Origin of the sequence: Bradyrhizobium sp. ARR65 (genome assembly GCF_000472385.1) — a bacterium.
Lineage (GTDB): Bacteria > Pseudomonadota > Alphaproteobacteria > Rhizobiales > Xanthobacteraceae > Bradyrhizobium.
The window spans coordinates 100,084-122,257 of the sequence record NZ_AWZU01000009.1; the positions used below are offsets into that span (position 1 = coordinate 100,084).

Annotated in this window: 23 protein-coding genes; 10 read left to right on the plus strand and 13 right to left on the minus strand. The window is 64.0% G+C overall.

Annotated features, from left to right (window positions below; genetic code table 11):
* Positions 1-5: 5 nt before the first annotated feature.
* Positions 6-536 (minus strand): ubiquinol-cytochrome c reductase iron-sulfur subunit, encoded by a 531-nt coding sequence (petA, locus tag F758_RS0112990; RefSeq protein WP_084305312.1) that lies wholly within the window; start codon positions 534-536, stop codon positions 6-8.
* Positions 537-801: 265 nt separating this feature from the next.
* On the opposite strand from petA, the gene F758_RS0112995 reads away from it, so the two are divergent.
* Genes F758_RS0112995 through hemF form a run of 3 tightly spaced genes read left to right on the plus strand, consistent with a single transcriptional unit; the run spans position 802 to position 2,845 of the window.
* On the plus strand, positions 802-1,257 hold the full coding sequence (locus tag F758_RS0112995; protein ID WP_024508274.1) for a tRNA (cytidine(34)-2'-O)-methyltransferase: 456 nt from the start codon (positions 802-804) through the stop codon (positions 1,255-1,257).
* An 11-nt stretch (positions 1,258-1,268) separates the two neighbouring features.
* Entirely contained in the window at positions 1,269-1,901 is a 633-nt protein-coding gene (gene queE / locus F758_RS0113000) for a 7-carboxy-7-deazaguanine synthase (protein ID WP_024508275.1), read from the plus strand.
* 56 nt (positions 1,902-1,957) lie between these two features.
* The gene (hemF, locus tag F758_RS0113005) at positions 1,958-2,845 is read left to right on the plus strand and encodes an oxygen-dependent coproporphyrinogen oxidase (RefSeq protein WP_024508276.1); all 888 of its coding nucleotides are present in this window, start codon (positions 1,958-1,960) and stop codon (positions 2,843-2,845) included.
* Positions 2,846-2,944: 99 nt separating this feature from the next.
* Here hemF and F758_RS0113010 read toward each other — a convergent pair whose 3' ends face one another.
* The 4 genes from F758_RS0113010 to F758_RS0113025 are packed head-to-tail and all read right to left on the minus strand — an operon-like array spanning position 2,945 to position 5,728.
* On the minus strand, positions 2,945-4,195 hold the full coding sequence (locus F758_RS0113010; protein WP_024508277.1) for a CCA tRNA nucleotidyltransferase: 1,251 nt from the start codon (positions 4,193-4,195) through the stop codon (positions 2,945-2,947).
* Positions 4,192-4,455, minus strand: a complete 264-nt coding sequence (locus F758_RS0113015; RefSeq protein WP_024508278.1) for a DUF6111 family protein — start codon at positions 4,453-4,455, stop codon at positions 4,192-4,194. The genes F758_RS0113010 and F758_RS0113015 overlap by 4 nt, the downstream gene beginning before the upstream one ends.
* On the minus strand, positions 4,452-5,111 hold the full coding sequence (locus F758_RS0113020) for a CoA pyrophosphatase (RefSeq protein ID WP_502689141.1): 660 nt from the start codon (positions 5,109-5,111) through the stop codon (positions 4,452-4,454). Before F758_RS0113020 ends, F758_RS0113015 begins: the two co-directional genes overlap by 4 nt.
* A gap of 8 nt (positions 5,112-5,119) precedes the next feature.
* On the minus strand, positions 5,120-5,728 hold the full coding sequence (locus F758_RS0113025) for a DUF1285 domain-containing protein (RefSeq protein WP_024508280.1): 609 nt from the start codon (positions 5,726-5,728) through the stop codon (positions 5,120-5,122).
* 249 nt (positions 5,729-5,977) lie between these two features.
* Here F758_RS0113025 and F758_RS0113030 point away from each other — a divergent pair, with 249 nt between their 5' ends.
* The 4 genes from F758_RS0113030 to F758_RS0113050 all read left to right on the plus strand — a co-directional run bounded on the left by F758_RS0113030 (position 5,978) and on the right by F758_RS0113050 (position 12,932).
* Entirely contained in the window at positions 5,978-6,976 is a 999-nt protein-coding gene (locus tag F758_RS0113030; protein ID WP_024508281.1) for an AAA family ATPase, read from the plus strand.
* Positions 6,976-7,917, plus strand: a complete 942-nt coding sequence (locus F758_RS0113035) for a DUF58 domain-containing protein (RefSeq protein ID WP_024508282.1) — start codon at positions 6,976-6,978, stop codon at positions 7,915-7,917. The genes F758_RS0113030 and F758_RS0113035 overlap by 1 nt, the downstream gene beginning before the upstream one ends.
* Entirely contained in the window at positions 7,917-10,724 is a 2,808-nt protein-coding gene (locus tag F758_RS0113040) for a DUF4159 domain-containing protein (protein ID WP_024508283.1), read from the plus strand. The genes F758_RS0113035 and F758_RS0113040 overlap by 1 nt, the downstream gene beginning before the upstream one ends.
* 144 nt (positions 10,725-10,868) lie before the next feature.
* A complete protein-coding gene (locus F758_RS0113050) occupies positions 10,869-12,932 on the plus strand; it encodes a membrane protein (RefSeq protein ID WP_024508284.1) in 2,064 nt (687 codons plus the stop codon).
* A 28-nt stretch (positions 12,933-12,960) separates the two neighbouring features.
* Here F758_RS0113050 and F758_RS0113055 read toward each other — a convergent pair whose 3' ends face one another.
* From F758_RS0113055 to F758_RS0113065, 3 genes are all read right to left on the minus strand, one after another.
* Positions 12,961-13,473, minus strand: a complete 513-nt coding sequence (locus F758_RS0113055; protein WP_024508285.1) for a GNAT family N-acetyltransferase — start codon at positions 13,471-13,473, stop codon at positions 12,961-12,963.
* Positions 13,474-13,543: 70 nt separating this feature from the next.
* Positions 13,544-14,479: a glycosyltransferase family 2 protein gene (locus tag F758_RS0113060; RefSeq protein ID WP_024508286.1), complete on the minus strand. Its 936-nt coding sequence runs from the start codon at positions 14,477-14,479 to the stop codon at positions 13,544-13,546.
* Between the two features lie 106 nt (positions 14,480-14,585).
* Entirely contained in the window at positions 14,586-15,077 is a 492-nt protein-coding gene (locus F758_RS0113065) for an NUDIX domain-containing protein (protein WP_024508287.1), read from the minus strand.
* Between the two features lie 121 nt (positions 15,078-15,198).
* Between F758_RS0113065 and F758_RS0113070 the strand changes: the two genes are divergently transcribed.
* Positions 15,199-16,089, plus strand: coding sequence for a metallophosphoesterase family protein (locus tag F758_RS0113070; protein ID WP_024508288.1), 891 nt, complete (start codon positions 15,199-15,201; stop codon positions 16,087-16,089).
* A gap of 59 nt (positions 16,090-16,148) precedes the next feature.
* Here the strand turns inward: F758_RS0113070 and F758_RS0113075 are convergent, their stop codons facing one another.
* The 3 genes from F758_RS0113075 to aceA all read right to left on the minus strand — a co-directional run bounded on the left by F758_RS0113075 (position 16,149) and on the right by aceA (position 18,471).
* Positions 16,149-16,700, minus strand: coding sequence for a hypothetical protein (locus F758_RS0113075; RefSeq protein WP_024508289.1), 552 nt, complete (start codon positions 16,698-16,700; stop codon positions 16,149-16,151).
* A gap of 233 nt (positions 16,701-16,933) precedes the next feature.
* On the minus strand, positions 16,934-17,146 hold the full coding sequence (locus F758_RS0113080; RefSeq protein ID WP_024508290.1) for a DUF4170 domain-containing protein: 213 nt from the start codon (positions 17,144-17,146) through the stop codon (positions 16,934-16,936).
* Between the two features lie 17 nt (positions 17,147-17,163).
* Complete coding sequence (gene aceA, locus F758_RS0113085; RefSeq protein WP_024508291.1) at positions 17,164-18,471, minus strand: isocitrate lyase; 1,308 nt, start codon at positions 18,469-18,471, stop codon at positions 17,164-17,166.
* Between the two features lie 174 nt (positions 18,472-18,645).
* On the opposite strand from aceA, the gene F758_RS0113090 reads away from it, so the two are divergent.
* On the plus strand, positions 18,646-20,091 hold the full coding sequence (locus F758_RS0113090; protein WP_024508292.1) for a helix-turn-helix domain-containing protein: 1,446 nt from the start codon (positions 18,646-18,648) through the stop codon (positions 20,089-20,091).
* Positions 20,092-20,234: 143 nt separating this feature from the next.
* Here the strand turns inward: F758_RS0113090 and F758_RS0113095 are convergent, their stop codons facing one another.
* Together F758_RS0113095 and F758_RS0113100 are read right to left on the minus strand one after the other, a co-directional pair.
* Positions 20,235-20,528 (minus strand): antibiotic biosynthesis monooxygenase, encoded by a 294-nt coding sequence (locus tag F758_RS0113095; protein WP_024508293.1) that lies wholly within the window; start codon positions 20,526-20,528, stop codon positions 20,235-20,237.
* 878 nt (positions 20,529-21,406) lie between these two features.
* Complete coding sequence (locus F758_RS0113100) at positions 21,407-21,643, minus strand: hypothetical protein (RefSeq protein WP_024508294.1); 237 nt, start codon at positions 21,641-21,643, stop codon at positions 21,407-21,409.
* 266 nt (positions 21,644-21,909) lie between these two features.
* Between F758_RS0113100 and F758_RS0113105 the strand changes: the two genes are divergently transcribed.
* Positions 21,910-22,137, plus strand: a complete 228-nt coding sequence (locus tag F758_RS0113105) for a cysteine rich repeat-containing protein (RefSeq protein ID WP_024508295.1) — start codon at positions 21,910-21,912, stop codon at positions 22,135-22,137.
* The last annotated feature ends 37 nt before the right edge of the window (positions 22,138-22,174 follow it).

Consider the following 22,174-nt stretch of genomic DNA (forward strand, 5'->3'; position numbering starts at 1 on the left):
AGGCCTTAGCCAATCTGGATTTTGGTATCGGAGACAAACTGATAGGGCGGCACCGCCAGATTGGCGGGCGCAGGCCCCTGGCGAATGCGTCCCGAAGAGTCGTATTGCGATCCGTGGCAGGGGCAGAAGAACCCGTCGTAGTTGCCCTCATGGGCGATCGGGATACAGCCGAGATGGGTGCAGATGCCGATCACGACCAGCCATTGGTCATGGCCCGACTTGATCCGGGATTCGTCTGTCGCCGGATCCTTGAGACTGGCGACCGGGACGCTCCTCGCCTCCTCGATCTGCTTCTTGGTGCGGTTCATGATGTAGATCGGCTTGCCGCGCCAGAAGACCTTGATGTCCTGCCCTTCGGCGATCGGGGTGAGATCAACCTCGATCGGCGCGCCGGCGGCAATCGTGGATGCGTCCGGATTCATCTGGTCAATGAACGGCCAGAGCGTGGCCACTGTACCGACCGCTGCGGCCGCTCCGGTTGCAACAAAAAGGAAATCACGGCGTGTCGGTTGGTCCGCCGAAGACGCTGTCGTCACGTTTCCACACCCTTTCTTACCTGCAGCCGGTGGAACCGCCCCGGACGCCAAAACATGGCCGGAAAGGCTGCCGGCGCCCGCGACCCCCGCGGCGGCAGAGGACCGTCGTTTGATTTCAGCCAAGCAGGCCAAAGTGGCGGTCCAGAATCGTTCTATTGGCACCCTTGCCGGAATAGCGCAAGCCCGCTATCGGCCCATAAGCGTGCAATGCACGAATTCCGCGCGCGGCTCATTGCGCTCGCGCAATCCCTCGAGGCAGCATCGGATGCAGATTGCGCTTTTTCAGCCCGACATCCCCCCGAACACGGGAACAATACTTCGGCTCTGCGCGTGCCTCGATGTGAACGCTCATATCATCGAGCCGGCCGGATTTGCCGTATCCGATCGGACTTTCCGCCGGGCGGGAATGGATTATCTGGAGCATGTGAAGCTGATGCGCCACGATTCCTGGGACAAATTCGATGACTGGCGCCGTAACGCGGGACACCGGCTGCTGCTGTTCACCACCAAGGGGGCAACCTCATACCTCGATTTTCGTTACAGAGAGGGGGATATCCTGATGTTCGGCCGCGAAACCGCGGGTGTGCCGGAGACCGTCGCCGCGAAGGCGGATGCGCGGCTCAAGATCCCGATCAAGCCAACCTTGCGCTCGCTCAATGTCGCGATGGCGGCCGCAATGGCCATCGGCGAAGCGCTGCGGCAGACCCGCTCCAAACCGTAAGGAGCGATCGAGTGAGTTACGCCGTCAAGGAAATCTTCCTGACGCTGCAGGGCGAAGGCGCCCACACCGGACGCGCGGCAGTATTTTGCCGATTCGCCGGCTGCAATCTCTGGAGCGGCCGGGAAGAGGATCGCGCCAGCGCCACCTGCCAATTTTGCGACACCGATTTCGTCGGCACGGATGGCACTTTGGGCGGCCGCTACGCCTCAGGGGCCGAACTCGCCGACATGATTGCCGCGCAATGGAAGGGAGATGACCGGGATCGCTACGTCGTGTTGACCGGAGGCGAACCGCTGCTGCAGGTGGATGCGCCCCTCATCGCGGCGCTCCATGAGCGCGCCTTCGCGATCGCCGTCGAGACCAACGGCACGGTCGAGGCTCCGCCAGGGCTGGACTGGATTTGCGTCAGCCCGAAAGCGGGCACGAGGCTCGTGCAACGACAAGGCCACGAACTGAAGCTGGTGTACCCGCAGGCCGGCGCCGAGCCGGAGGCTTTTGCCGATCTCGCCTTCGAACGGTTCTCGCTGCAGCCGATGGACGGCCCGGACGTTGCGGAAAATACCGCGCGCGCAATTGCCTATTGCCTTAAGCATCCGCAATGGCGGCTCAGCCTGCAAACGCACAAGGCCCTTGGGATCAGATAGGCCTTTTGGAATCGGATCGAGAGCGCGCAGATCATCCTTCACGACATAGGCGAACGATGGACTCATCAGATATCGAAGCGCGCAAAGCACGCGCCAAGGCTTGGTTCGAAATGCTGCGCGACGAAATCTGCGCTGCCTTCGAAAAGCTCGAGGACGAGGCGCCAGCCGCGCTGTTTCCCGGTGGCGCCGGACGTTTCGTGCGCACGCCCTGGCAGCGCACCGACCACAGCGCCGTTCCGGGCGGAGGCGGCGTGATGTCGATGATGCATGGCCGCCTGTTTGAGAAGGTCGGCGTGCACTGCTCGACCGTGTTCGGCGAGTTCGCCCCGGAATTCCGCAGCCAAATTCCCGGCGCTTCCGAGGACCCGCGCTTCTGGGCTTCCGGCATTTCGCTGATCGCGCATATGCGCAGTCCCCATATTCCCGCCGTGCACATGAACACGCGCTTCATCGTCACGACCAAGAGCTGGTTCGGCGGCGGCGCCGATCTCACGCCGGTACTGAACAGCCGGCGCACCCAGGAGGATCCCGACACGATTGCGTTCCACGCCGCGATGCGATCGGCCTGCGATGCCCATGCGAGAATTGCGCCCTACGAAAAGTATAAGAAGTGGTGTGATGAGTATTTCTACCTGCCGCATCGCAAGGAGCCACGCGGCATCGGCGGCATCTTTTACGATCATCACGATTCCGGCGACTGGGATGCCGATTTCGCCTTCACCCAGGACGTCGGCCGCGCCTTTTTGCAAGTCTATCCGCAGCTGGTGCGCGCCAACTTCAACACACCGTGGACAGACGCCGAGCGTGAGGAGCAATTGATCCGGCGCGGCCGCTATGTCGAGTTCAATCTCCTCTACGATCGCGGCACGCTGTTTGGGCTCAAGACCGGCGGCAATATCGATTCCATCCTCTCCTCAATGCCTCCCGAGGTGAAGTGGCCGTAAGGGTTGAGGGTCATTCCGGGGCGGGCGCGCAGCGGCCGAACCCGGAATCTCGAGGTTTGGGTTCGCTTCGCGCCCCGGAACGACGCGGGGAAAATCAATTCACGGCCTGTCGCGGGTGAGGCGGGCAACCGTCTGGTCGACGATGGACGCAAGCGAAGCCGGATCGAGCGGAAAATCGGCGGCCAGCCAGGCATCTTCGGCCAGCGTGAGCACATGTCCGAGCGCAGGACCTTGGGCAATGCCGCGGGCGATGAAATCGGCGGCTTTCAACGGAAATTTCGGCGCCTCCCATCGCCGCGGCAGCGTTGCAAAATTCCGCCACGGCGTGGGATCGGTGTTGCCGCCGGCCCGCGCCCACGCGAGCAGCAGACGATCGCGATACGCCTCTTCGCCCAGGCGGTAGAGCCGACGCTTCGCCCTCGCCTCGTCCATCGCTGCCAGCCGCCACCAGCGATGGCCCATGGAATCGAGCCGCTTGGCTTCGGCACTACTCAGGCGCAAGCGCGTCGCCAGGCGCCGCGCGTCCTCGGTGACGGCAACCGCAAGCGCCGCGAGCCGACGGATTGCATCCGCCGCCAGACCAAGCTCACGTTCGGCGGCAATCATCGACGCGAACGGCCCGGTATAGGCGACGCCGCCAAATATCGCCTGCAGGAAACCGCCCTCCGCCATCGCCGTCACCGCGCCGACGGCACCGTCCGCGACCAACAGCTTCATGATCTCCATCCGCACGCGCTCTGCCGAAAGCGTGGCAAGCCCTGCGCGCGCGGCGATGCAGGCGAGATAGCCGGCGCGGTCCACCTCGCCCGCGCCGAACGCGGCATGAATGCGGAAGAAGCGAAGGATACGCAGGTAATCCTCCTCGATCCGCTGCGCAGGATCGCCGATGAAGCGCACCCGCCGTTCGGCGATATCGGGCAATCCGCCGACATAATCGTACACCACGCCCGCAAGATCGATGGAGAGCGCGTTGATGGTGAAATCGCGCCGGTGCGCATCGCCCACCCAGTCACGACCGAACGCGACCTTGGCCTTGCGGCCGAAGGTTTCGGTGTCCTCGCGCAGCGTGGTGATCTCGAAGGGATGCGCATCCACCACCAGCGTCACCGTGCCGTGCTCGATCCCCGTCGGCACGCTCTTGATGCCGGCCGCCTTGGCGCGGCGGATCACCTCGTTCGGCAGGGCCGTGGTCGCGATATCGATATCGCCGGTCGGAATGCCGAGCAGCGCGTTACGCACTGCGCCGCCGACCACGCGCGCTTCCTCGCCATCACCGTTCAAGAGGCCCAGCACGCGGACAGCGGGACCGGATTTGAGCCAGGGCGCGTCCAGCACCCGAGCAGGACTCATTTCTCCACTCCGGGGACCAATTTGCCGTTCTCGATATGGGCGGGGATGTAGGTGGAATTTGGCGGCGCGCCGGAAAAATTAGCAAGCATGATGAAGCTTAGAATGACCAGAAGCAATGATCCAAGCACGAGTCTCGCCACAAGGTGAAGTGGCCACAAGGCCGGAACCAGCAGGCCGGAGCGGGTGGCGATCAGAAACAGCGCATAGACCGCGAAGGGAATGAGGAAAATCCCTATCTCGGTCGCTGCCTGCCGGATCATGGCAAATAGATCCGCTCGTAGAGCACCCGCAGGATGCCCGCGGTGGCGCCCCATATATACCGCTCGGCGAACGGCATGGCGTAGTAAGTGCGCTCCACGCCGCGGAATTCCTTACTGTGAAGCTGATGATTCTTGGGATTCATCAGGAAGGACAGCGGCACCTCGAAGGCGTCGTCGACCTCCGCATGGTTGATGGTGAGCGCAAAACCGGGTTTTACGCGCGCCACCGTCGGCAGGATGCGAAATCCGAAGCTCGTGCCGTAGACCTCGAGATAGCCGAGCGGATCGATGAAGCTGCGGTCGAGCCCGACCTCTTCTTCCGCCTCGCGCAGCGCGGTATCGCGGGGGGATGCATCGATCGCGTCGATCTTGCCGCCCGGAAACGAGATCTGGCCGGCGTGGTCGGCCAGGTTTGGCGAGCGCTGCGTCAGCAGCACAGTCGGCTCGGGGCGATCGACGATCGGGATCAACACCGCCGCCGGCCGGATCGGCTGCTCGCGCGCGATGACCTTGAGCATGTGGTCGGTACCGGCATCACCGCTTTGCGGAATGATATTCGGGTCGACGAGGCTTCGAGGAACGTCGAAGCTAAGCCGCGCGCGCACCCGGTTGAAAAACTCCGTCGAGCTGAGCTCGACCGGAGTTGTCTTCAGCATCGGCTCGTTCAAAGCGCCGCCCTCACCTGTTCCGCATCGGCCATCGGGAAAAATTCGCCTGCGGATTCCACCCCGAACATCGGCCGACCATCGATCATGCGCTCCTCGCCCATGTCAACCAGATCGTAATAGAGCGCGCGCGTGACCTTGGCCCAGAGATCGGCACGAATGTGAAGATAGGGCGTGAGCCCGCCGTCGCGGGACATCTCGAACCGCAGCCTGTGCGCGGAATCGCAATCAACCCAATCATCCACATTGGTGCGAAAGCGCAAGCGCCGCCCGTCCGCGTGATCTTCCTTAACCATTTCGACCGCAAGGAAGGGCGCGTCATCGACGCGGATGCCCACCTTCTCGACCGGCGTCACCAGAAAATACTTGTCCCCCTCGCGCTTGAGGATGGTGGAAAACAGCCGTACCAGCGCCGGCCTGCCGATTGGCGTGGCCATGTAGAACCACGTACCGTCGGCAGCGATTCGCATGTCGATATCTCCGCAGAACGGCGGATTCCACAGATGGAGCGGAGGCAGGCCCTTTCCGGCGACCGCCTTGGCAGCGTCGTTTGCCGCAGCCGTGAGGCCATCCAGGCCTCGATTTGAGCTCTGCCCTTGCTTCGCCATGGTTCGCCCTGAAATTTTTACTTCACGATTTGGCACGATTGCTGCAAGCCAGACGTTGTAAGTAGCTGGCGAGTTCCCGGGGAAAGTGCGGGTTCAGGTCGCCACATCGTGATGCCGTTAATACCTCGAAACCCCCTTAATGTGGGGATAGTTTAACTCGACGAACACATGGCCTTTGCGCAAGGTTGTTCGTAGCATGGTCTGTTGGCATGGCGCGCAAGCGAGCCGCGTCAAGAAGGAGCGAAGCGGATGGCGGAGAGTGTCGAAAAGCTGGAGGACGTGATCGTCCGCTCGGCCGAACAGGTTTCGGGGCAGATCCGTGCCGCCAAGGAAGCGATCTCCACCGTCATTTTTGGCCAGGAACGCGTCATCGAGAACACGCTGGTGACGATCTTGTCCGGCGGCCATGCGCTTCTGATCGGCGTACCCGGCCTCGCCAAGACCAAGCTGGTCGAAACTTTGGGCATCACGCTCGGTCTGGATGCAAAGCGCATTCAGTTCACGCCGGACCTGATGCCCTCGGATATTCTCGGCGCCGAGGTGCTGGACGAAAGCAATTCGGGCAAGCGGTCGTTCCGCTTCATCGCAGGACCGGTATTTGCGCAGCTCTTGATGGCCGATGAAATCAACCGCGCCAGTCCGCGCACACAATCCGCGCTGCTGCAAGCAATGCAGGAGCAGCATATTACGGTTGCGGGCGCCCGCCACGATCTGCCCAAGCCGTTCCATGTGCTGGCCACGCAAAATCCGCTGGAGCAGGAGGGCACCTATCCCTTGCCGGAAGCCCAGCTCGACCGCTTCCTGATGGAAATCGACGTCGATTATCCGGACCGCGACGCCGAACGCCGCATTCTGTTCGAGACCACCGGCGCCGAGGAGACGCTGGCCAAGGGCGCCATGACGGCGGACGCGCTGATCGCGGCACAGCGGCTGGTGCGCCGCCTGCCCGTCGGCGATTCTGTCGTGGAAGCGATCCTGTCGCTGGTGCGTTCAGCGCGTCCAGGCCCGGAAGGCGGCGATGCCGGCAAGCTGATTGCCTGGGGGCCCGGTCCGCGCGCCAGCCAATCCTTGATGCTGGCGGTGCGCGCGCGCGCCCTGCTCGACGGGCGGCTTGCGCCTTCGGTCGATGACGTGCTTGACCTCGCCGAACCCATTCTCAAGCACCGCATGGCACTCACCTTCTCGGCGCGGGCGGAGGGGCGCACCATTCCGGACGTGATCCGGCAATTGAAGACCCGGATTGGTTGATGGCTGAAGCGACCAAGCAGACAAAGGGGGAGATCACTGCAATCAGACGTGCCGATGGCGAGAGCCGAACGCTCGCCGCATCGCTGCCGCGTCTTGTGCTTGAGGCCCGCCGCATCGCGGCCAATGTGATTCATGGATTGCACGGCCGGCGTCGCGCCGGGACCGGTGAAAACTTCTGGCAGTATCGCCGCTTCATCTCCGGCGAGCCGTCGCAAAATGTCGACTGGCGAAGGTCCGCGCGCGACGATCATCTCTATGTCCGCGAGCAGGAGTGGGAGGCCGCACACACCGTGTGGATCTGGCCGGATCGCTCACCGTCCATGGCGTTCGCCTCGAAACAGGCGCGCGACAGCAAGCTTGAACGTGCCCTGATTGTCACCTTCGCGCTTGCCGAACTCCTGGTTGCCGGCGGCGAACGGGTCGGCATTCCCGGCCTGCTGAATCCGACCGCGAGCCGCGGCGTCATCGACAAGATGGCGCAAGCGATGCTGCACGACAGTGCGGAGAGAATGAGCCTGCCGCCCTCTTTCGTACCATCGGCACTCGCCGAGATCGTGGTGCTGTCGGATTTCTGGTCGCCGATCGCCGATATCCGCAACACGCTGGCGGGCCTGTCGGCCTCGGGCGCGCATGGCGCGCTGGTCCAGATCGTCGATCCCGCAGAGGAAAGCTTCCCTTATTCCGGACGCATCGAGTTCGTCGAACCGGAAGGCCACGGCGTCATTACCGCCGGACGCGCGGAAAGCTGGATGAACGACTATGTCGAACGGGTAGCGCTGCACCGCGATCAGATTCGCGCCGAGACCAGCCGGCTCGATTGGCTGTTCTCGACCCACACCACCGATCGCTCGGCGGCCGAGCTCTTGCTGTTCCTGCACAACGGCATGACCGTGGGCAAGGGCAGCTTGCGCAGCAATGTTAAAGCGGGGCTGAGTGCATGATGTTTGGCCTGCCCCTCTCCTTTACCGAGCCACTGCTGCTCGCGGGCCTGTTGAGTCTGCCTGTGTTGTGGTGGGTGCTGCGGGTGACGCCGCCGCGGCCCCGGCGCATCGAATTTCCGCCGACCCGGCTGCTGTTCGACATTGCACCTCGCGAAGAGACGCCGTCGCGTACACCGTGGTGGCTGACCGCACTGCGACTCGCCGCCGCCGCGCTGGTGATTTTTGCGGCCGCGGGTCCCGTGTGGAATCCGCAGGCCGGGCTTGCCGGCAGCAAGGCGCCGCTTCTGATCCTGCTGGATGACGGCTGGAGCGCAGCATCGAGCTGGGACGCGAGGATCAGGGCCGCCGATGAATTGATCGCCAAGGCCGATAACGACCGGCGCGGCGTTGCGCTCGCGCCGCTCTCGGATCCCGCACGCGACATCACCTTGATGCCGGCGGGCGCCGCGCGCGTGGCGCTGCGGCAGCTTGCGCCGAAACCCTATGCGGTCGAACGGGTGGACACCCTCGCCGCGATCGATCGTTTCCTCAAGGGAACCGGTGACGTGGAGATCGCCTGGCTGACTGATGGCGTCGACACCGGCCGCGGAGCGGAGTTCGTCGAAGGCCTGGGCAAAGTCATCGCCGATCGCACCTTGACCATCTATCAGGGCGGCACGCCATCGCCGCTTGCGCTCGCCGACGCTGAAAACGCCGCCGCCAAGATGACGGTGAAGGTGCTGCGCACCGATACCGGCATCGCAAGCGGTGTCGTGCGCGCGCTCGATTCCAAGGGTTCGCCAATTGGCGACGCACGCTTCTCCTTTGCGCCCCAATCCCCCGAGACCGAAGCCGCATTCGATCTTCCGGTCGAATTGCGCAACGACATCGCGCGGCTCGAAATCGCCGGTGAACGCTCCGCAGGCGCGGTGCAATTGCTCGACAAGCGTTGGCGTCGCCGCGCGATTGGCATCGTCAGCGGCGCGACCAGCGAGACCGCGCAGCCGCTGTTAGCGCCGACCTTCTATCTCGCCCGGGCGCTGTCGCCCTTCGCCGACGTGCGGCTGGGCGATCGCGGCGTCGCGCCGCAGCAGGCGATCGGGCAGTTTCTCGACCAGAAGGTGCCGATGATCATCATGGCCGATGTCGGCTCGCTCTCGCCGGAGCTGCGCGATCGCCTCAACGCCTGGATCGATCAGGGCGGCGTGCTGGTGCGCTTCGCCGGTCCTCGCCTTGCGCAAGGCGATGACGATCTGGTGCCGGTCAAACTGCGCCGCGGCGGCCGCACGCTTGGCGGCAGCCTCACCTGGGAGAAGCCCCAGCACCTCACGGCTTTCGCCGGCGACGGTCCTTTCGCCGGCCTTCCGGTGCCCAAGGACGTCACCGTCAGCCGTCAGGTGCTGGCCGAACCCGACGCGGTGCTCGCGACCAAGAGTTGGGCTTCGCTGGAGGATGGCACCCCGCTCGTCACCGGCGAGCACCGCGGCAAGGGCATCATCAGCCTTTTCCATGTCAGTGCCGACATGCGCTGGTCGGACCTGCCGATGTCGGGGACCTTTGTCGAGATGCTGAGGCGGATCGTCGATATGTCCGGCTATACGTCTACTCCGGGCGCCGGCGTCGCCAGCCAGGGCAGCAAGGAGACCGTGGCACCGCTGCACACGCTCGACGGCTTTGGCGTGCTCGGCCCGCCGCCATCGACGGCCAAGCCGCTGGCGGCCGATTACCGTGACCGCGCGACGCCGGACCATCCTCCCGGCTTCTACGGCCCGGCGGAAGGGCCGCTGGCGGTGAACACGCTCGCCGCGGCCGACCGCATCGCGGCGCTCGATACCTCGCCGTTGCATGCCCAGCGCGCCACCTACACCAATGCCGAGCCGCGCGACCTTCGGGGCATTTTGCTCTCGGCCTCGCTCGCTCTGTTCCTGCTCGACGCGATCATCGTTGCCCTGCTCGGCGGCGGCCTGGCCGCCCTGGTGCGGCGGCGCGCAGCCGCTACAGTGCTGGCCGTCGGCCTGATTCTTGCGGGAACGCTGATGCCGTCGGCAATCCGCGCCGAAAGCGCCGACGATTTCGCAATGAAGGCGGTGTCGCAGACGCGGCTTGCCTATGTCGTCACCGGCAATGCCGACGTGGACTCCATCGTAAAGGCCGGCATGGCCGGGCTCACGCTTTTTCTCGCGCAGCGCACCGCGCTCGAGGCTGGAGATCCCATCGGCGTCGATCCTGCGCACGATGAATTGGCTTTCTTCCCGTTGATCTATTGGCCGATCGTGCCCGGCGCGCCCAAGCCGCCGCAGGACGCGCTCAACAAGATCGACGCCTATATGAAGCAGGGCGGCACGGTGTTGTTTGACACCCGCGATGCGATCGACGCGCCGCCGGGCGAGAACGGCGCCTCGCAGACGCCGGGCATGCAGGCGCTGCGCGACATTCTCTCCTCGCTCGATGTGCCCGAGCTCGAGCCGGTGCCGCGCGAGCATGTGCTCACTAAGACGTTCTACCTGCTGCGCGACTTTCCGGGACGCTTTACCAACGGGCAGACCTGGGTCGAGGCCTTGCCGCATGACGAGGACGAGGATGCCGCGTCGCGTCCGGCGCGCGGCGGTGACGGCGTCTCGCCGATCATCATCACCTCGAACGATCTTGCCGGCGCCTGGGCGATCCGGCCGGACGGGCAGCCGATGCTGCCGCTGACACCGGGTGAGCCGAAGCAGCGCGAATTCGCCTTCCGCGCCGGCGTCAACATCGTGATGTACACCCTGACCGGCAATTACAAGGCCGACCAGGTGCACGCGCCGGCGCTGATCGAGCGACTCGGACAGTGAGATGCGCGTGATGAATTTCATCGTTCCCCGGGTTGACGCCGTCATGGCCGGGCTTGGCCCGGCCGTCCACGCCTTGACGCACGGCGCGAAAGACGTGGATGCCCGGGACGAGCCCGGGCATGACGATACGGATAGGTTAGCATTATGAACTACGGTATCGCGTTTACGCCGCTTGTTCCCTCGCTCGTGCTCTGGATCGCGATCGGCGCGATCGTCGTGGTGGCGGCGGTGCTTCTGGTCGCACGTGCGCGGGGCGCGGCGGTGCGCGTTGCGGCGCTTGCGCTCATCGTGCTGGCGCTCGCCAACCCGTCATTCACCCGCCAGGACCGCGAACCGCTGAGCTCGGTGGTCGCGGTCGTGGTCGACAAGAGTCCCAGCCAGAATTTCGGCGACCGTAACAAGCAGACCGAACAGGCCCGCACCGAACTCGTCGACGCCTTGAAGAAGATCAAGGGGCTGGAGGTCCGCGTCGTCGAAGCCGGACAGGCAGACGGCGAGACGGACGGTACCCATCTGTTCGGCGCACTGTCCTCGGCGCTGTCGGACGTTCCGGTCGATCGCGTCGCCGGCGCGTTCCTGGTCACCGACGGGCGCGTGCACGACATTCCCGCCAATGCCAGCGCGCTGGGCTTTCAGGCCCCCGTCCACGCCCTGGTCACTGGAGCGAAGAACGAACGCGACCGCCGCATCGCCGTGACCGCCGCGCCACGCTTCGGCATCGTCGGGCAAACGCAGACCATCACGTACCGGCTCGACGACCAGGGCGTGACCGGCGAGCGCGCCAAGGTCACGATCCGCCGCGATGGCGAAACTATCAGCGAGCGCACCTTGCAGAGCGGCCAGACCTCGAGCGTCGACGTCGACATCAAGCATGAGGGGCCGAACATCGTCGAGATCGAGGCCTCGCCGCTGGAGAACGAGCTCACGCCCGTGAACAACCGCGCGGTGGTTGCGATCGACGGCGTGCGCGACAAGTTGCGGGTGCTGCTCGTCTCCGGCGAGCCGCATTCGGGCGAGCGCACCTGGCGCAACCTCTTGAAATCGGACGCCAGTGTCGATCTCGTGCATTTCACCATTCTGCGCCCGCCCGAAAAGCAGGATGGCACGCCGATCAATGAATTGTCGCTGATCGCCTTCCCGACCCGCGAATTGTTCCAGCAGAAGATCAACGAATTCCAGTTGATCATCTTCGATCGCTACGCGCGGCAAGGCGTGCTGCCGGTCGCCTATTTCGACAATATCGCGCGCTATGTGCGCTCGGGCGGCGCGGTGCTGGTCTCGGCGGGTCCCGACTACGCCTCCAACACCAGCATCTGGCGCACGCCGCTGGATTCGGTGTTGCCGGCGGAGCCCGTTGGCGTCACCGAAAAGCCGTTCTACGCGCACCTCTCCGATGCCGGCAAACGTCATCCGGTGACGCGCGGGCTTGAAGGGTCGGCGAGCGAGCCGCCGCATTGGAGCCGCTTCTTCCGCACGGTCGATACGCGCAATGCAACCACGGCGCCGGTCATGACCGGGGCCGACGGAAAGCCGCTGCTCCTCCTGTCGCATTACGGCGAGGGACGTGTCGCGCTGCTGCTGACCGACCATATCTGGCTATGGGCGCGCGGCTACGAGGAGGGCGGCCCTCATCTCGATCTGTTGCGGCGCATGTCGCATTGGCTAATGAAGCAGCCGGATCTCGACGAAGAAGCACTGCGCCTGAAGGTTCAAGGTCACGATCTTGAAGTGATCCGCCAGACCATGGCCGACAGCGTCTCGCCTGTCACCGTGACCTCCCCGTCCGGCGCCACCAAGGAGTTGACGCTCAGCGAGGGCGAACCGGGCCAATGGCGCGCGACGCTGCCGGCGAGCGAGCTTGGGCTGTGGCAGGCGACGGATGGCACGCTGAAGGCGCTGATCAATGTCGGCCCCACCAATCCCAAGGAATTCTCGGAAGTCACCTCCACGACCGATACGCTGAAGCCGCTCGCGCAAGCGACGGGCGGCGATGCGAGGCGCGTCGCGGACGGGTCAAGCGTCGAGTTGCCGCGCATCGTGGGCGTGCATTCGTCCGGCGTTTTCCATGGCGAAGGCTGGATGGGTGTACGGATGCGCGATGCCAGCGTCGTCAAAGGCGTCGGCGTGCTGCCGATCTTTGCCGGGCTGATCGGGCTCTTGTTGCTGCTCGGCGCGTTCGCCGCGACCTGGCTGCGCGAGGGGCGTTGAAACCGTCAGACGGCAAGCGGGCCTCGCACTATTTCGCAAAATCCCAGTCGGGGCGGATCGCCCCGGAGACGCCCTCAAAGGCATTATCGGCGAGTTCGGCGACCAAGAGCCGATCGTAGTCGACCGGTCCCGGCATGGTCGCCCTGCCCTTCGGCACTTTCCTGAAGCCAACCTGGCTGTAGTAGGGCTCGTCGCCCACCAGCAGCACAAGGCCATGGCCTTTGGCCTTCGCCTCCTTGAGCGCGCGCTCGAGCAGCGCGCGCCCGACACCGCGGCCGCGAAACGGCGGCTCGACGGTGAGCGGCCCAAGCAGCAGAGCCTTGGTATCGCCGACGCAGATCGGTAATTGCCGCACCGACCCGACCAGGAGCGTGCCGATACGGGCGGTGAAGGAGAGATCGAGCAAATGGTCGACATGCTCGCGCAGACGGTAGGCGCTAAGCACGAAACGGCCGGGGCCAAAGGTGCGTTCGAGCAAGCGTTCGATCGCCTGGGCGTCCTTCGGGTCTTCCGGCGCGATGGTCAGGGACAAATCATTCATGCGAACGCGCCTTAGCATCCGCAGCGCGTGCGGTCCATTGCCCCACACGCCCCAAATGAACCGAAACGCATCAGGACTTGTTGACGGGCGGCTGCGAGAGATAGGCAAGCAGCTTCATTTCGCGTCGCCCCCGCGTCACGGTGTCGAGCACGAGCCCCGAGGAGACTGAAAGGATCGCCACGATCATGAGGCCGGTCGACAACACCGCGGTCGGCAGGCGGGGAACGACTCCTTGTTCGAGATAGGTGATGAAGATCGGGATCGCGAGCCCGACCGACACCAATGCCAGGAAAATGCCGATGGCGGTGAAGAATCGCAGCGGCTTTTCCGAGCGGTAGAGTTTGAGGATGGTACCGAGAATCCGAAAACCGTCGCGCCAAGTATTCAGCTTGCTGAACGAGCCCTCGGGGCGAGCGAAATAGGGCGTCTCGACCTCCGCAACAGGCAGCGCCAGTTCGAGGGCGTGGACCGTCAATTCGGTTTCGATCTCGAAACCATCCGACAGCACCGGGAAGGACTTGACGAAACGGCGCGAGAACACCCGATAGCCGGACAGAATGTCCTTGAAGGCCTGGCCGAACACCGAGGACAGGAAGCTGGTCAACATCCAGTTGCCGGTGCGGTGGCCCCGGCGATAGGCGGCTTGGACCTGATCGACTCGCAGCCCCACCACCATGTCGAGATGCTCATGCACCAGCCGCTCGATCATGCGCGGCGCGCTCGGCGCGTCGTAGGTGGCGTCCCCATCCACCAGCACGTAGACGTCCGCGTCGACGTCGGCGAACATGCGCCGCACCACATGCCCTTTGCCTTGCCGCCGTTCGCTGCGCACGGTCGCCCCGGACTCACGGGCGACAGCCGCGGTCCGGTCGCGCGAATTGTTGTCGTAGACATAGATTTCCGCAGCAGGCAGCGCCTTGCGAAAATCACCGACCACGGTCGCGATCGCCGCCTCCTCGTTGAAGCAGGGGATCAGAACGGCAATCCGCAGCGATGACAGGCTCATTTTCGAAAACGTCCGTCCATGGAGGTGCACCAGGCCCCCGGCTGCATATCACGACCAGAGCCTTGGCCGCCCCTCCGACAGGCTTATCATCCACTGCCACGTGACATCACCGCCACGTCGCAATGGTTGGCTTACCCTCAAGCACTTCCGCTATCCGCAGGCGCGTACCTTTGGTGGTGCCCTCCGGGAGGGCATCGGGCGCGAAGAAGCCGCAGGCGGCAATTTCGCGATTGGGCCCGGGCAGGCGGTCCTGGCGGTAGCTTCTGACCACATAGACCACGACATGGTCGCGTCGGGACACGTGGCTGTTGAAGAATACGCCGTGCAGCGCCGGCGGCGCGGCAAGCTCGATGCGTCCCTCCTCCATCAATTCGCGTTTCAGCGCCTCCGTGAGGCTCTCGCCGACCTCGACGCCGCCACCCGGCAGATGCCAGCCGGAGACATAGCTGTGCAAGACCAGGAAGATGCGGTTCTCGCCGTCCAGCACCACGGCACGCACGCCCAGCGTCATACCGCGGGCGAAGCGCCAATAGAAGTGAAACAGCCGCCGTAGCCACGGCTCCATCCGCCTTCGCAAGCCCTCCCCCTTGCCCGTCATGCGTCTCCCCCGTCGGCGTTTACAGTTGCGCCGGCGCCAGTGGCTTGCGAATAGATGAGCATTCGGAAAGGTCTCACGTGGTAGCCATGCAATCGCTTACAGTTGCGCGACAGGGGATTGGATGACGGCCACCTTCACCCTTGCACATCTGTCGGATCCGCATCTGCCGCCGATGCCCGCGCCGCGCCTGTCCGAGCTCATGGGCAAGCGTGCGCTGGGCTATCTCAACTGGACGCGTAATCGCCATAAATATCACCGTCGCGACGTGCTTGATGCCCTGGCCGCGGACCTCAAGACGCAGGCGCCCGACCACATCGCAGTCACCGGCGATCTCGTCAATCTCGCGCTGAGCGCTGAATTTGCGCCTGCGGCCCGCTGGCTGCAGTCGATCGGCAGGCCCGAGCAGGTGACCGCCATCCCCGGCAATCACGACGCTTATGTGCGCGCGACCAGCCATTGCTTTGATCAGATCTTCGCGGACTATCTGCGCGGCGACGCGGCCACGGCCAATGCGCGCTTTCCGTCGCTGCGCCGGCGCGGTCCGCTTGCGCTGATCAGCCTCTCCTCCGCGCTGCCGACGCCGCCGTTCTTCGCGACCGGCACGCTGGGGCGCGGCCAGCTTGCGGCGCTCGCAAGCTTGCTCGACCAATTGTCCGCCGAACCGCTGTTTCGCGTGCTCCTGGTGCATCATCCGCTGCGCTCGGATTCCTACATCAAGCGGCTGACTGATGCGGCCGGACTGCGCGCCATCCTGCGCCGGCACGGCGTACAACTGATCCTGCACGGTCACGACCACATTCACTCCACCATCTGGATCGACGGACCGGACGGCAAGATTCCCGCCATCGGCGTGCCGTCGGCCTCTGCGCTTCCCCATGGCCGCCATCCCGCCGCCGCATACAACCTGTTCTCGATCGCACGCGAGGGCAACGGCTGGCGCTGCGAGCAAATCGTGCGCGGCATGAACGAGACACTGCACGTTGTGGAGCTCAATCGCACGCGGTTGATATAAGGCTCTCTCGTCATTCCGGGACGATGCGTAGCATCGAACCCGGATTGACGGTGGGCATCCTACAGATTCTGCAAGGCAGCAACCAGCGCGAGCGCGAACAGCGCCAGCGCGCCGAGCACGAAGCCGAACGCGAACACCCAGAAGCCATGGCGCCGCCGCTTCTCGGCCGCGATCGGCTTGGGCGCCGGCGTCGCGGCCAGCGCATGTTCGCGCTCGATCATGCGGCGGGCGACATAATCGGTCACCGCCTCGACGATGGCCGGCACGTCGTGCGACTCCGCAAGCACGATGCGGCCAAAGCGCGTGTCCTGTACGAAGCGGTAGATGCGCTTGTCGCGTCCCATCACGATATGGGCCACAACATCGATCCATAACCGCGGCGTTTCGCCCTGGCTGATGCCGCGATCGAACAGATCGATCTCTCCTGGCACCTGCGCGAACACGGGATCGAGCGCCTCGTTCAGGATTTCCAGCCGCGCCACTTCCGCATCGCGCAGATCGACCACGACACCGGTGCGGTCGGCGGCCTCGATCCGCGCCTTGCGGAGCGCATCGCGCAAGCTGATCGGCCGGCTCTCGGCTGTGCTTTGCGTAGTTTGCGCCTCTGACATCTGACGGCCTTAAAAAGGTGGGTTTTGACCCCATTAGCCTATCAGTAACCAGAACCCGCGCAAAGCAGCTTTATTCTCAAGGACTTATCTCCCTGGGGATGAAAAGGCAAACGGCCCCACCCGGGGATCCGGATGAAGCCGCCTGCCTTGGGCATTTTATTTCTGGAGCATGATCCTATCGGAAAACCGGTACCCACTTTTCCGGATCATGCTCTACCCGGCCATGAGGCCTGTCAGGCCGCCGCGATGCGGCTGGGCTCCTCCACGATCGAGAAGCGCACGCCGGCCTTGTGACGGTGTTCTTCCGACACCTCGCGCCAGCAGTCCTCGGCTTCCTTGCGGGTCTTGAATGGACCTTTGACCTGGGCCGAGCCTTCCACGAGCTTGTGGAAGTTCATCGAGCCGAACTCACCGCCAATCACCCAGAAATTGCTGCCTTTGGTCATGATCTCCTCCTCAAAAGCTATTCTGCAGCCTGAACGTGGATGTCCGAACCTTGCGACTTGAACTGCGCGGTTTCGGTCGAGTCGTGCAGCGCCGTGGTCGACGACTGGCCACCGGTGATGGTGGTCGAGACCAGGTCGAAATAACCGGTACCGACCTCGCGCTGGTGGCGCGTTGCCGAGTAGCCGAACTTCTCCGAGGCGAACTCGGCCTGCTGCAGGCGGGAATAGGCCGCCATGCCCTCGGTCTTGTAGCCACGCGCCAGCTCGAACATGCCGTGGTTGAGCGAGTGGAAGCCCGCCAGCGTCACAAACTGGAATTTGTAGCCCATCGCGCCGATCTCGCGCTGGAATTTTGCGATCGTCGCCTTGTCGATGTTGGCCTCCCAGTTGAACGAGGGCGAGCAGTTATAGGCGAGCATCTTGTTCGGATAGACCTTGCGCACGGCCTCCGCGAACGCCTTGGCATCTTCAAGGTTCGGCGTCGAGGTCTCCCACCACAACAGGTCCGCATATTTCGCGAAGGAGAGGCCGCGCTTGATGCAATGCGCGAGACCCGTGCCCGGCTTTAAGCGGTAGAAGCCTTCCGCGGTGCGCTCGCCGGTGATGAACTCGCGGTCGCGCTCGTCGATATCGGAGGTGATCAGCTTTGCGCTTTCCGCATCCGTGCGCGCCATCACGAAGGTCGGCACGCCGCAGACGTCGGCAGCCAGACGCGCCGCGATCAGGTTGCGCTCATGGGCCGCGGTCGGGATCAAGACCTTGCCGCCCATGTGGCCGCACTTCTTTTCCGATGCGAGCTGATCCTCGAAGTGAACGCCGGCCGCGCCCGCCTCGATATAGGCCTTCATGATCTCGAACGCGTTGAGCGGCCCCCCGAAGCCGGCTTCCGCGTCGGCGACGATCGGCAGGAACCAGTCGATCTTGGCGCCGCCTTCGGAGTGCTCGATCTGGTCAGCCCGCTGCAGGGCGCGGTTGATGCGGCGGCAGAGCTCGGGGCCGGCGTTGGCCGGATAGAGGCTCTGGTCCGGGTACATCGCGCCAGCGGTGTTGGCATCGGCGGCAACCTGCCAGCCCGAGAGATAGATCGCGGGCAGGCCAGCGCGCGCCTGCTGCATCGCCTGGTTGCCGGTGACCGCGCCCAGCGAATGGATATAGGGCTCGGTCTGCAGGGCCTTCCACAACCGGTTGGCGCCGCGCTCGGCGAGCGTATAGGCGATCGGCACGGAGCCGCGGAGCCGCTCTACCTCAGCCGAGCTGTAGGGACGGGTGATGCCGTCAAAACGGCCTGTCGGCGCAGGCACGAGTTGCTCAAAGGTCTTCGCCATTTTTCTCTCCACAATCGTGACAGTGCATTGCGAAATGCGTGTCAGGAGGTAAACGCGAATCAGGTCAATAAGTACAGTTTCCTTGCTTTTGATTGGTGATGCGATGTAACATACTCGCCCGTGTCAAATGTCATTTTGTAAATTTTGTCACAAATATAGGTCAATGAGACTGCCATGCCTGGCGATACCGGAAAGAAGCTGTTCGTCGGTCCGCGCTTCCGCCGCATCCGCCAGCAGCTCGGCCTGTCCCAGACCCAGATCGCGGAAGGACTCGGCATCTCGCCGAGCTACATCAACCTGATCGAGCGTAACCAGCGCCCGGTCACGGCGCAGATCCTGTTGCGGCTGGCGGAGGCCTACGACCTCGACCTGCGCGACCTCGCCACCGCGGACGAAGATCGTTTCTTCGCCGAGTTGAACGAGATCTTTTCCGACCCCCTGTTCCGCCAGATCGAGCTGCCCAAGCAGGAATTGCGCGACCTCGCCGAGCTCTGCCCTGGCGTTACCCATGCGCTGCAGCGGCTCTACGCCGCCTATACCGAGGCGCGGCGCGGCGAGACGCTGGTGGCGGCGCAAATGGCCGACCGCGACGTCGCCAGCCGTTTCGAGACCAATCCGATCGAGCGCGTGCGCGAGCTGATCGAGGCCAACCGCAATTACTTCGCCGAGCTCGAACAGTCCGCGGAAAATCTGCGCGACGAACTGAACGCGCCCGCCGAGGGCCTCTATGGAGCCCTGGTCGCACGGCTGCGCGAAAAACATTCCATCACCACCCGCATCATGCCGGTCGACGTGATGCGCGAGACGCTGCGCCGGTTCGACCGCCACCGGCGGCAGCTTCTGATTTCCGAGCTGGTGGACGGCTCGGCGCGCACTTTCCAGCTTGCGTTCCAGATCGGCCTTGCCGAATGCGCCCCCCTGTTCGAGACCCTGGTCGGCCGCGCCGGCGCACTGGATGACGCGCCGCGCCGGCTCTACCGGATTACGCTCGCGAACTATTTTGCGGCCGCGGTGATGATGCCCTACCAGGCTTTCCTCTCCGCGGCCGAAGCACTGAGCTACGACCTGCACGTGCTGGCGCAGCGGTTCAATGCGGGCTTCGAGCAGGTCTGCCATCGCCTGACCACACTGCAGCGCCCGAACGCGCGCGGCATTCCCTTTTTCATGCTGCGTGTCGACAATGCCGGCAACGTCTCCAAGCGCTTCTCCTCCGGCACCTTTCCGTTCTCGAAATTCGGCGGCACCTGCCCGCTGTGGAACGTGCATTCGACCTTCGACACCCCGGACCGGCTGCTCAAGCAGGTGATCGAACTGCCTGACGGCACGCGTTATTTCTCCATCGCGCAGATGGTGCGCCGCCCCATCGCGCCGCATCCTTTGCCGCAGCCGCGTTTTGCGATCGGTCTGGGTTGCGAGATCCGCCATGCGTCAAAACTCGTCTACGCCGCCGGCATGGATCTGGAGAAGACGGAAGGCACGCCGATTGGCGTCAACTGCCGCCTCTGCGAACGCGAAAACTGCAGCCAACGCGCCGAGCCCCCGATCACGCGCACGCTGATCTTGGACGAGAACACGCGGCGGGTGAGCTCATTTGTGTTTTCCAATGCAAGGGAGCTGTGAGGGCCTTCGCTGCCCACATCACACGCCACCGTGATATCCCGCGCATGCGGGCTATCAAGTACGCCGCGCTCTCTCAAGAGCACCATTGCCGTCTCTGGGAATACTGGATGGCCGTCTTCGCGGGCCATGACCAGCCATTGCGCTCACGCCAGCGTATGCACGATCACCGGGCCGGCGACTGCGGTCGTAGGGCCGACCAGCAGGGGCGCGAGATTTTGCTCGCCCCAGGCGAGCGCGCGCCGGTTCGCCTCCTCGGCCTGCTCGTATTTGTTGAAGATGCTGATCGCCGTGACCGTGTCGTCGCCGGCATAGACGACATAGTAACCCATAAAGCCCTCAACGTCGCTGATGATGGGAATGGCGCCCTCCTTGATCCGGCGCGCCAGCTCCTCGGCACTTCCCGCTTTTGCCTTGGCCTGACGGATCGCGGCATACATGGGTTCCTCCTTCCGGCTTGTCGATAATGAGGCGCGTCTTGCCTGCGCGCTTGGTGTCTCCAGCGTACTCCATGCGGTACTTCCGATCCACGTGACACGGAGCGCCTGATGCAATTTTCCGAGCGCCTGTCCGACGCCGCGCCTCGAAGGATGCGCCACGACAAAGACGGCGATACGACTTGTCGTTCTCGCCGCGCGACACGCGCCCGAGTTTTGCATCTCCTCGTCCCTGTCGACAACAGAGGGCGCAGGGAAGGCCGGGTGTCCGCCGCACCCATGGCCCCGTGTGCGGCAGATGCGCAAAGAAATGCACACGGGAGCAACCACAGGTACAGCCGGGTTCACTCCGGCCTTCCCTGCGCAGTGGTTTACGGCTTACTTCGAGCTCTCCCCGGTGAGCCAGACTTTGTTGTCACCGTCATCCGCGCGATGCGCTTACGCATCTTTCGCGACTTAGCGCCAGCCTTGGGGCGCCAGGACCACACGACTTCGCCGTCCACGAAAGAGCCGTTCGTCTTTCGGCTCCCTCGCGTCCACCGCATCCCGCACTCAACGTCCGTGACGACGCGTACGTCCCTCTTGCCGAGGCGGAACGCGAGGAGGATGCGACTGATTTGGGTAAAGCGCAAAGCGATTTATTTTTTGCGTGAGATCTGGACGACCCAAATCAGGTTGAAAGAGCTCACGAAATTAGCTTTTGCGCGCATCGCCTTTTCAGGTCCTTGCAGGACGCACGAGCAGCAACCGCACGCAAGAACGAGATGATTTCCCGACGAGCCAAGTCATTGTAGCCAGTTCGTAGAGTGGGCAAGGCGACGGAACATCGCGACCTAGATTTCAGAGTTGATCGGACGCTCTCGCCAGCATCAAAGCATTGCTCAGCCGCCATTGGATTGTTCTCCAGGCGTCGCGGACCTTTTCTTGAGCTGAACCAGGGCGCGCCGGCCGATATAGGTCAGTTCGCCCAGCGTGGTCTTTCCGGCGCGCGCAGCCTGGATGAGCTGCTCAGCGACGAACTTGCGGCTCTCATGGTCGCCGCCGTTCGGCAGCTCGGCACAGACCTCATCGAGCACCACGTCCATGTTGGCCTGAGTCCGATCGTCAAAATCGCCCATAGCCGGTCCTCACGGGTGCAAGCTTAGGCCGAATGCCCTCGGGCGTACAGGCGCAAACACGCGTTCAGCCTCGCCCGCTCGGTGTAGAAGTGAACGTAGCGTGCCGTACTTGCGCACCTGCTTGTCCTCAACGCGCCGAACGATCTCATCGGGGTTGCAGGCAGACCGACGCGGGAGGAGCCGAGCTCTCGGAACCAAGCGAGCTTCTTTGAAGTTTTGAGACTTCGGGACGTTCACTGGGCAGATGAAATTCTTGGATCGGAAACATGGGTAAATTTGCAATCGCGTTGATCGTGGCGCTTACGCCCTCGTCCTCCGTTCTGGCGCAAGATCATGCCGGGACGCCACAAGAGCAGCAGGCCTGCTCGCGCGACGCCTCGCGCTTTTGCCGACGCGTCCTGGGCGATGACAGCGCGGTGCGGCAATGTCTGGAGCAGCACCGCCACAGGCTTTCCTCGGCCTGCCGGAAAGTGTTCGAGAGTCACGGCATGTAAAGTCCGCCTCGGGACGGCCGCGGAGGTCCGAGCATCC

Bases quoted from the DNA above. Each gene is read 5' to 3' on its own strand.
- F758_RS0112995 (WP_024508274.1), top strand. From the start codon at position 802: ATGCAGATTGCGCTTTTTCAGCCCGACATCCCCCCGAACACGGGAACA.
- hemF (WP_024508276.1), top strand. From the start codon at position 1,958: ATGGACTCATCAGATATCGAAGCGCGCAAAGCACGCGCCAAGGCTTGG.
- F758_RS0113010 (WP_024508277.1), bottom strand. From the start codon at position 4,195: ATGAGTCCTGCTCGGGTGCTGGACGCGCCCTGGCTCAAATCCGGTCCC.
- F758_RS0113015 (WP_024508278.1), bottom strand. From the start codon at position 4,455: ATGATCCGGCAGGCAGCGACCGAGATAGGGATTTTCCTCATTCCCTTC.
- F758_RS0113020 (WP_502689141.1), bottom strand. From the start codon at position 5,111: ATGCTGAAGACAACTCCGGTCGAGCTCAGCTCGACGGAGTTTTTCAAC.
- F758_RS0113025 (WP_024508280.1), bottom strand. From the start codon at position 5,728: ATGGCGAAGCAAGGGCAGAGCTCAAATCGAGGCCTGGATGGCCTCACG.
- F758_RS0113030 (WP_024508281.1), top strand. From the start codon at position 5,978: ATGGCGGAGAGTGTCGAAAAGCTGGAGGACGTGATCGTCCGCTCGGCC.
- F758_RS0113035 (WP_024508282.1), top strand. From the start codon at position 6,976: ATGGCTGAAGCGACCAAGCAGACAAAGGGGGAGATCACTGCAATCAGA.
- F758_RS0113040 (WP_024508283.1), top strand. From the start codon at position 7,917: ATGTTTGGCCTGCCCCTCTCCTTTACCGAGCCACTGCTGCTCGCGGGC.
- F758_RS0113050 (WP_024508284.1), top strand. From the start codon at position 10,869: ATGAACTACGGTATCGCGTTTACGCCGCTTGTTCCCTCGCTCGTGCTC.
- F758_RS0113055 (WP_024508285.1), bottom strand. From the start codon at position 13,473: ATGAATGATTTGTCCCTGACCATCGCGCCGGAAGACCCGAAGGACGCC.
- F758_RS0113060 (WP_024508286.1), bottom strand. From the start codon at position 14,479: ATGAGCCTGTCATCGCTGCGGATTGCCGTTCTGATCCCCTGCTTCAAC.
- F758_RS0113065 (WP_024508287.1), bottom strand. From the start codon at position 15,077: ATGACGGGCAAGGGGGAGGGCTTGCGAAGGCGGATGGAGCCGTGGCTA.
- F758_RS0113070 (WP_024508288.1), top strand. From the start codon at position 15,199: ATGACGGCCACCTTCACCCTTGCACATCTGTCGGATCCGCATCTGCCG.
- F758_RS0113075 (WP_024508289.1), bottom strand. From the start codon at position 16,700: ATGTCAGAGGCGCAAACTACGCAAAGCACAGCCGAGAGCCGGCCGATC.
- F758_RS0113080 (WP_024508290.1), bottom strand. From the start codon at position 17,146: ATGACCAAAGGCAGCAATTTCTGGGTGATTGGCGGTGAGTTCGGCTCG.
- aceA (WP_024508291.1), bottom strand. From the start codon at position 18,471: ATGGCGAAGACCTTTGAGCAACTCGTGCCTGCGCCGACAGGCCGTTTT.
- F758_RS0113090 (WP_024508292.1), top strand. From the start codon at position 18,646: ATGCCTGGCGATACCGGAAAGAAGCTGTTCGTCGGTCCGCGCTTCCGC.
- F758_RS0113095 (WP_024508293.1), bottom strand. From the start codon at position 20,528: ATGTATGCCGCGATCCGTCAGGCCAAGGCAAAAGCGGGAAGTGCCGAG.
- F758_RS0113100 (WP_024508294.1), bottom strand. From the start codon at position 21,643: ATGGGCGATTTTGACGATCGGACTCAGGCCAACATGGACGTGGTGCTC.
- F758_RS0113105 (WP_024508295.1), top strand. From the start codon at position 21,910: ATGGGTAAATTTGCAATCGCGTTGATCGTGGCGCTTACGCCCTCGTCC.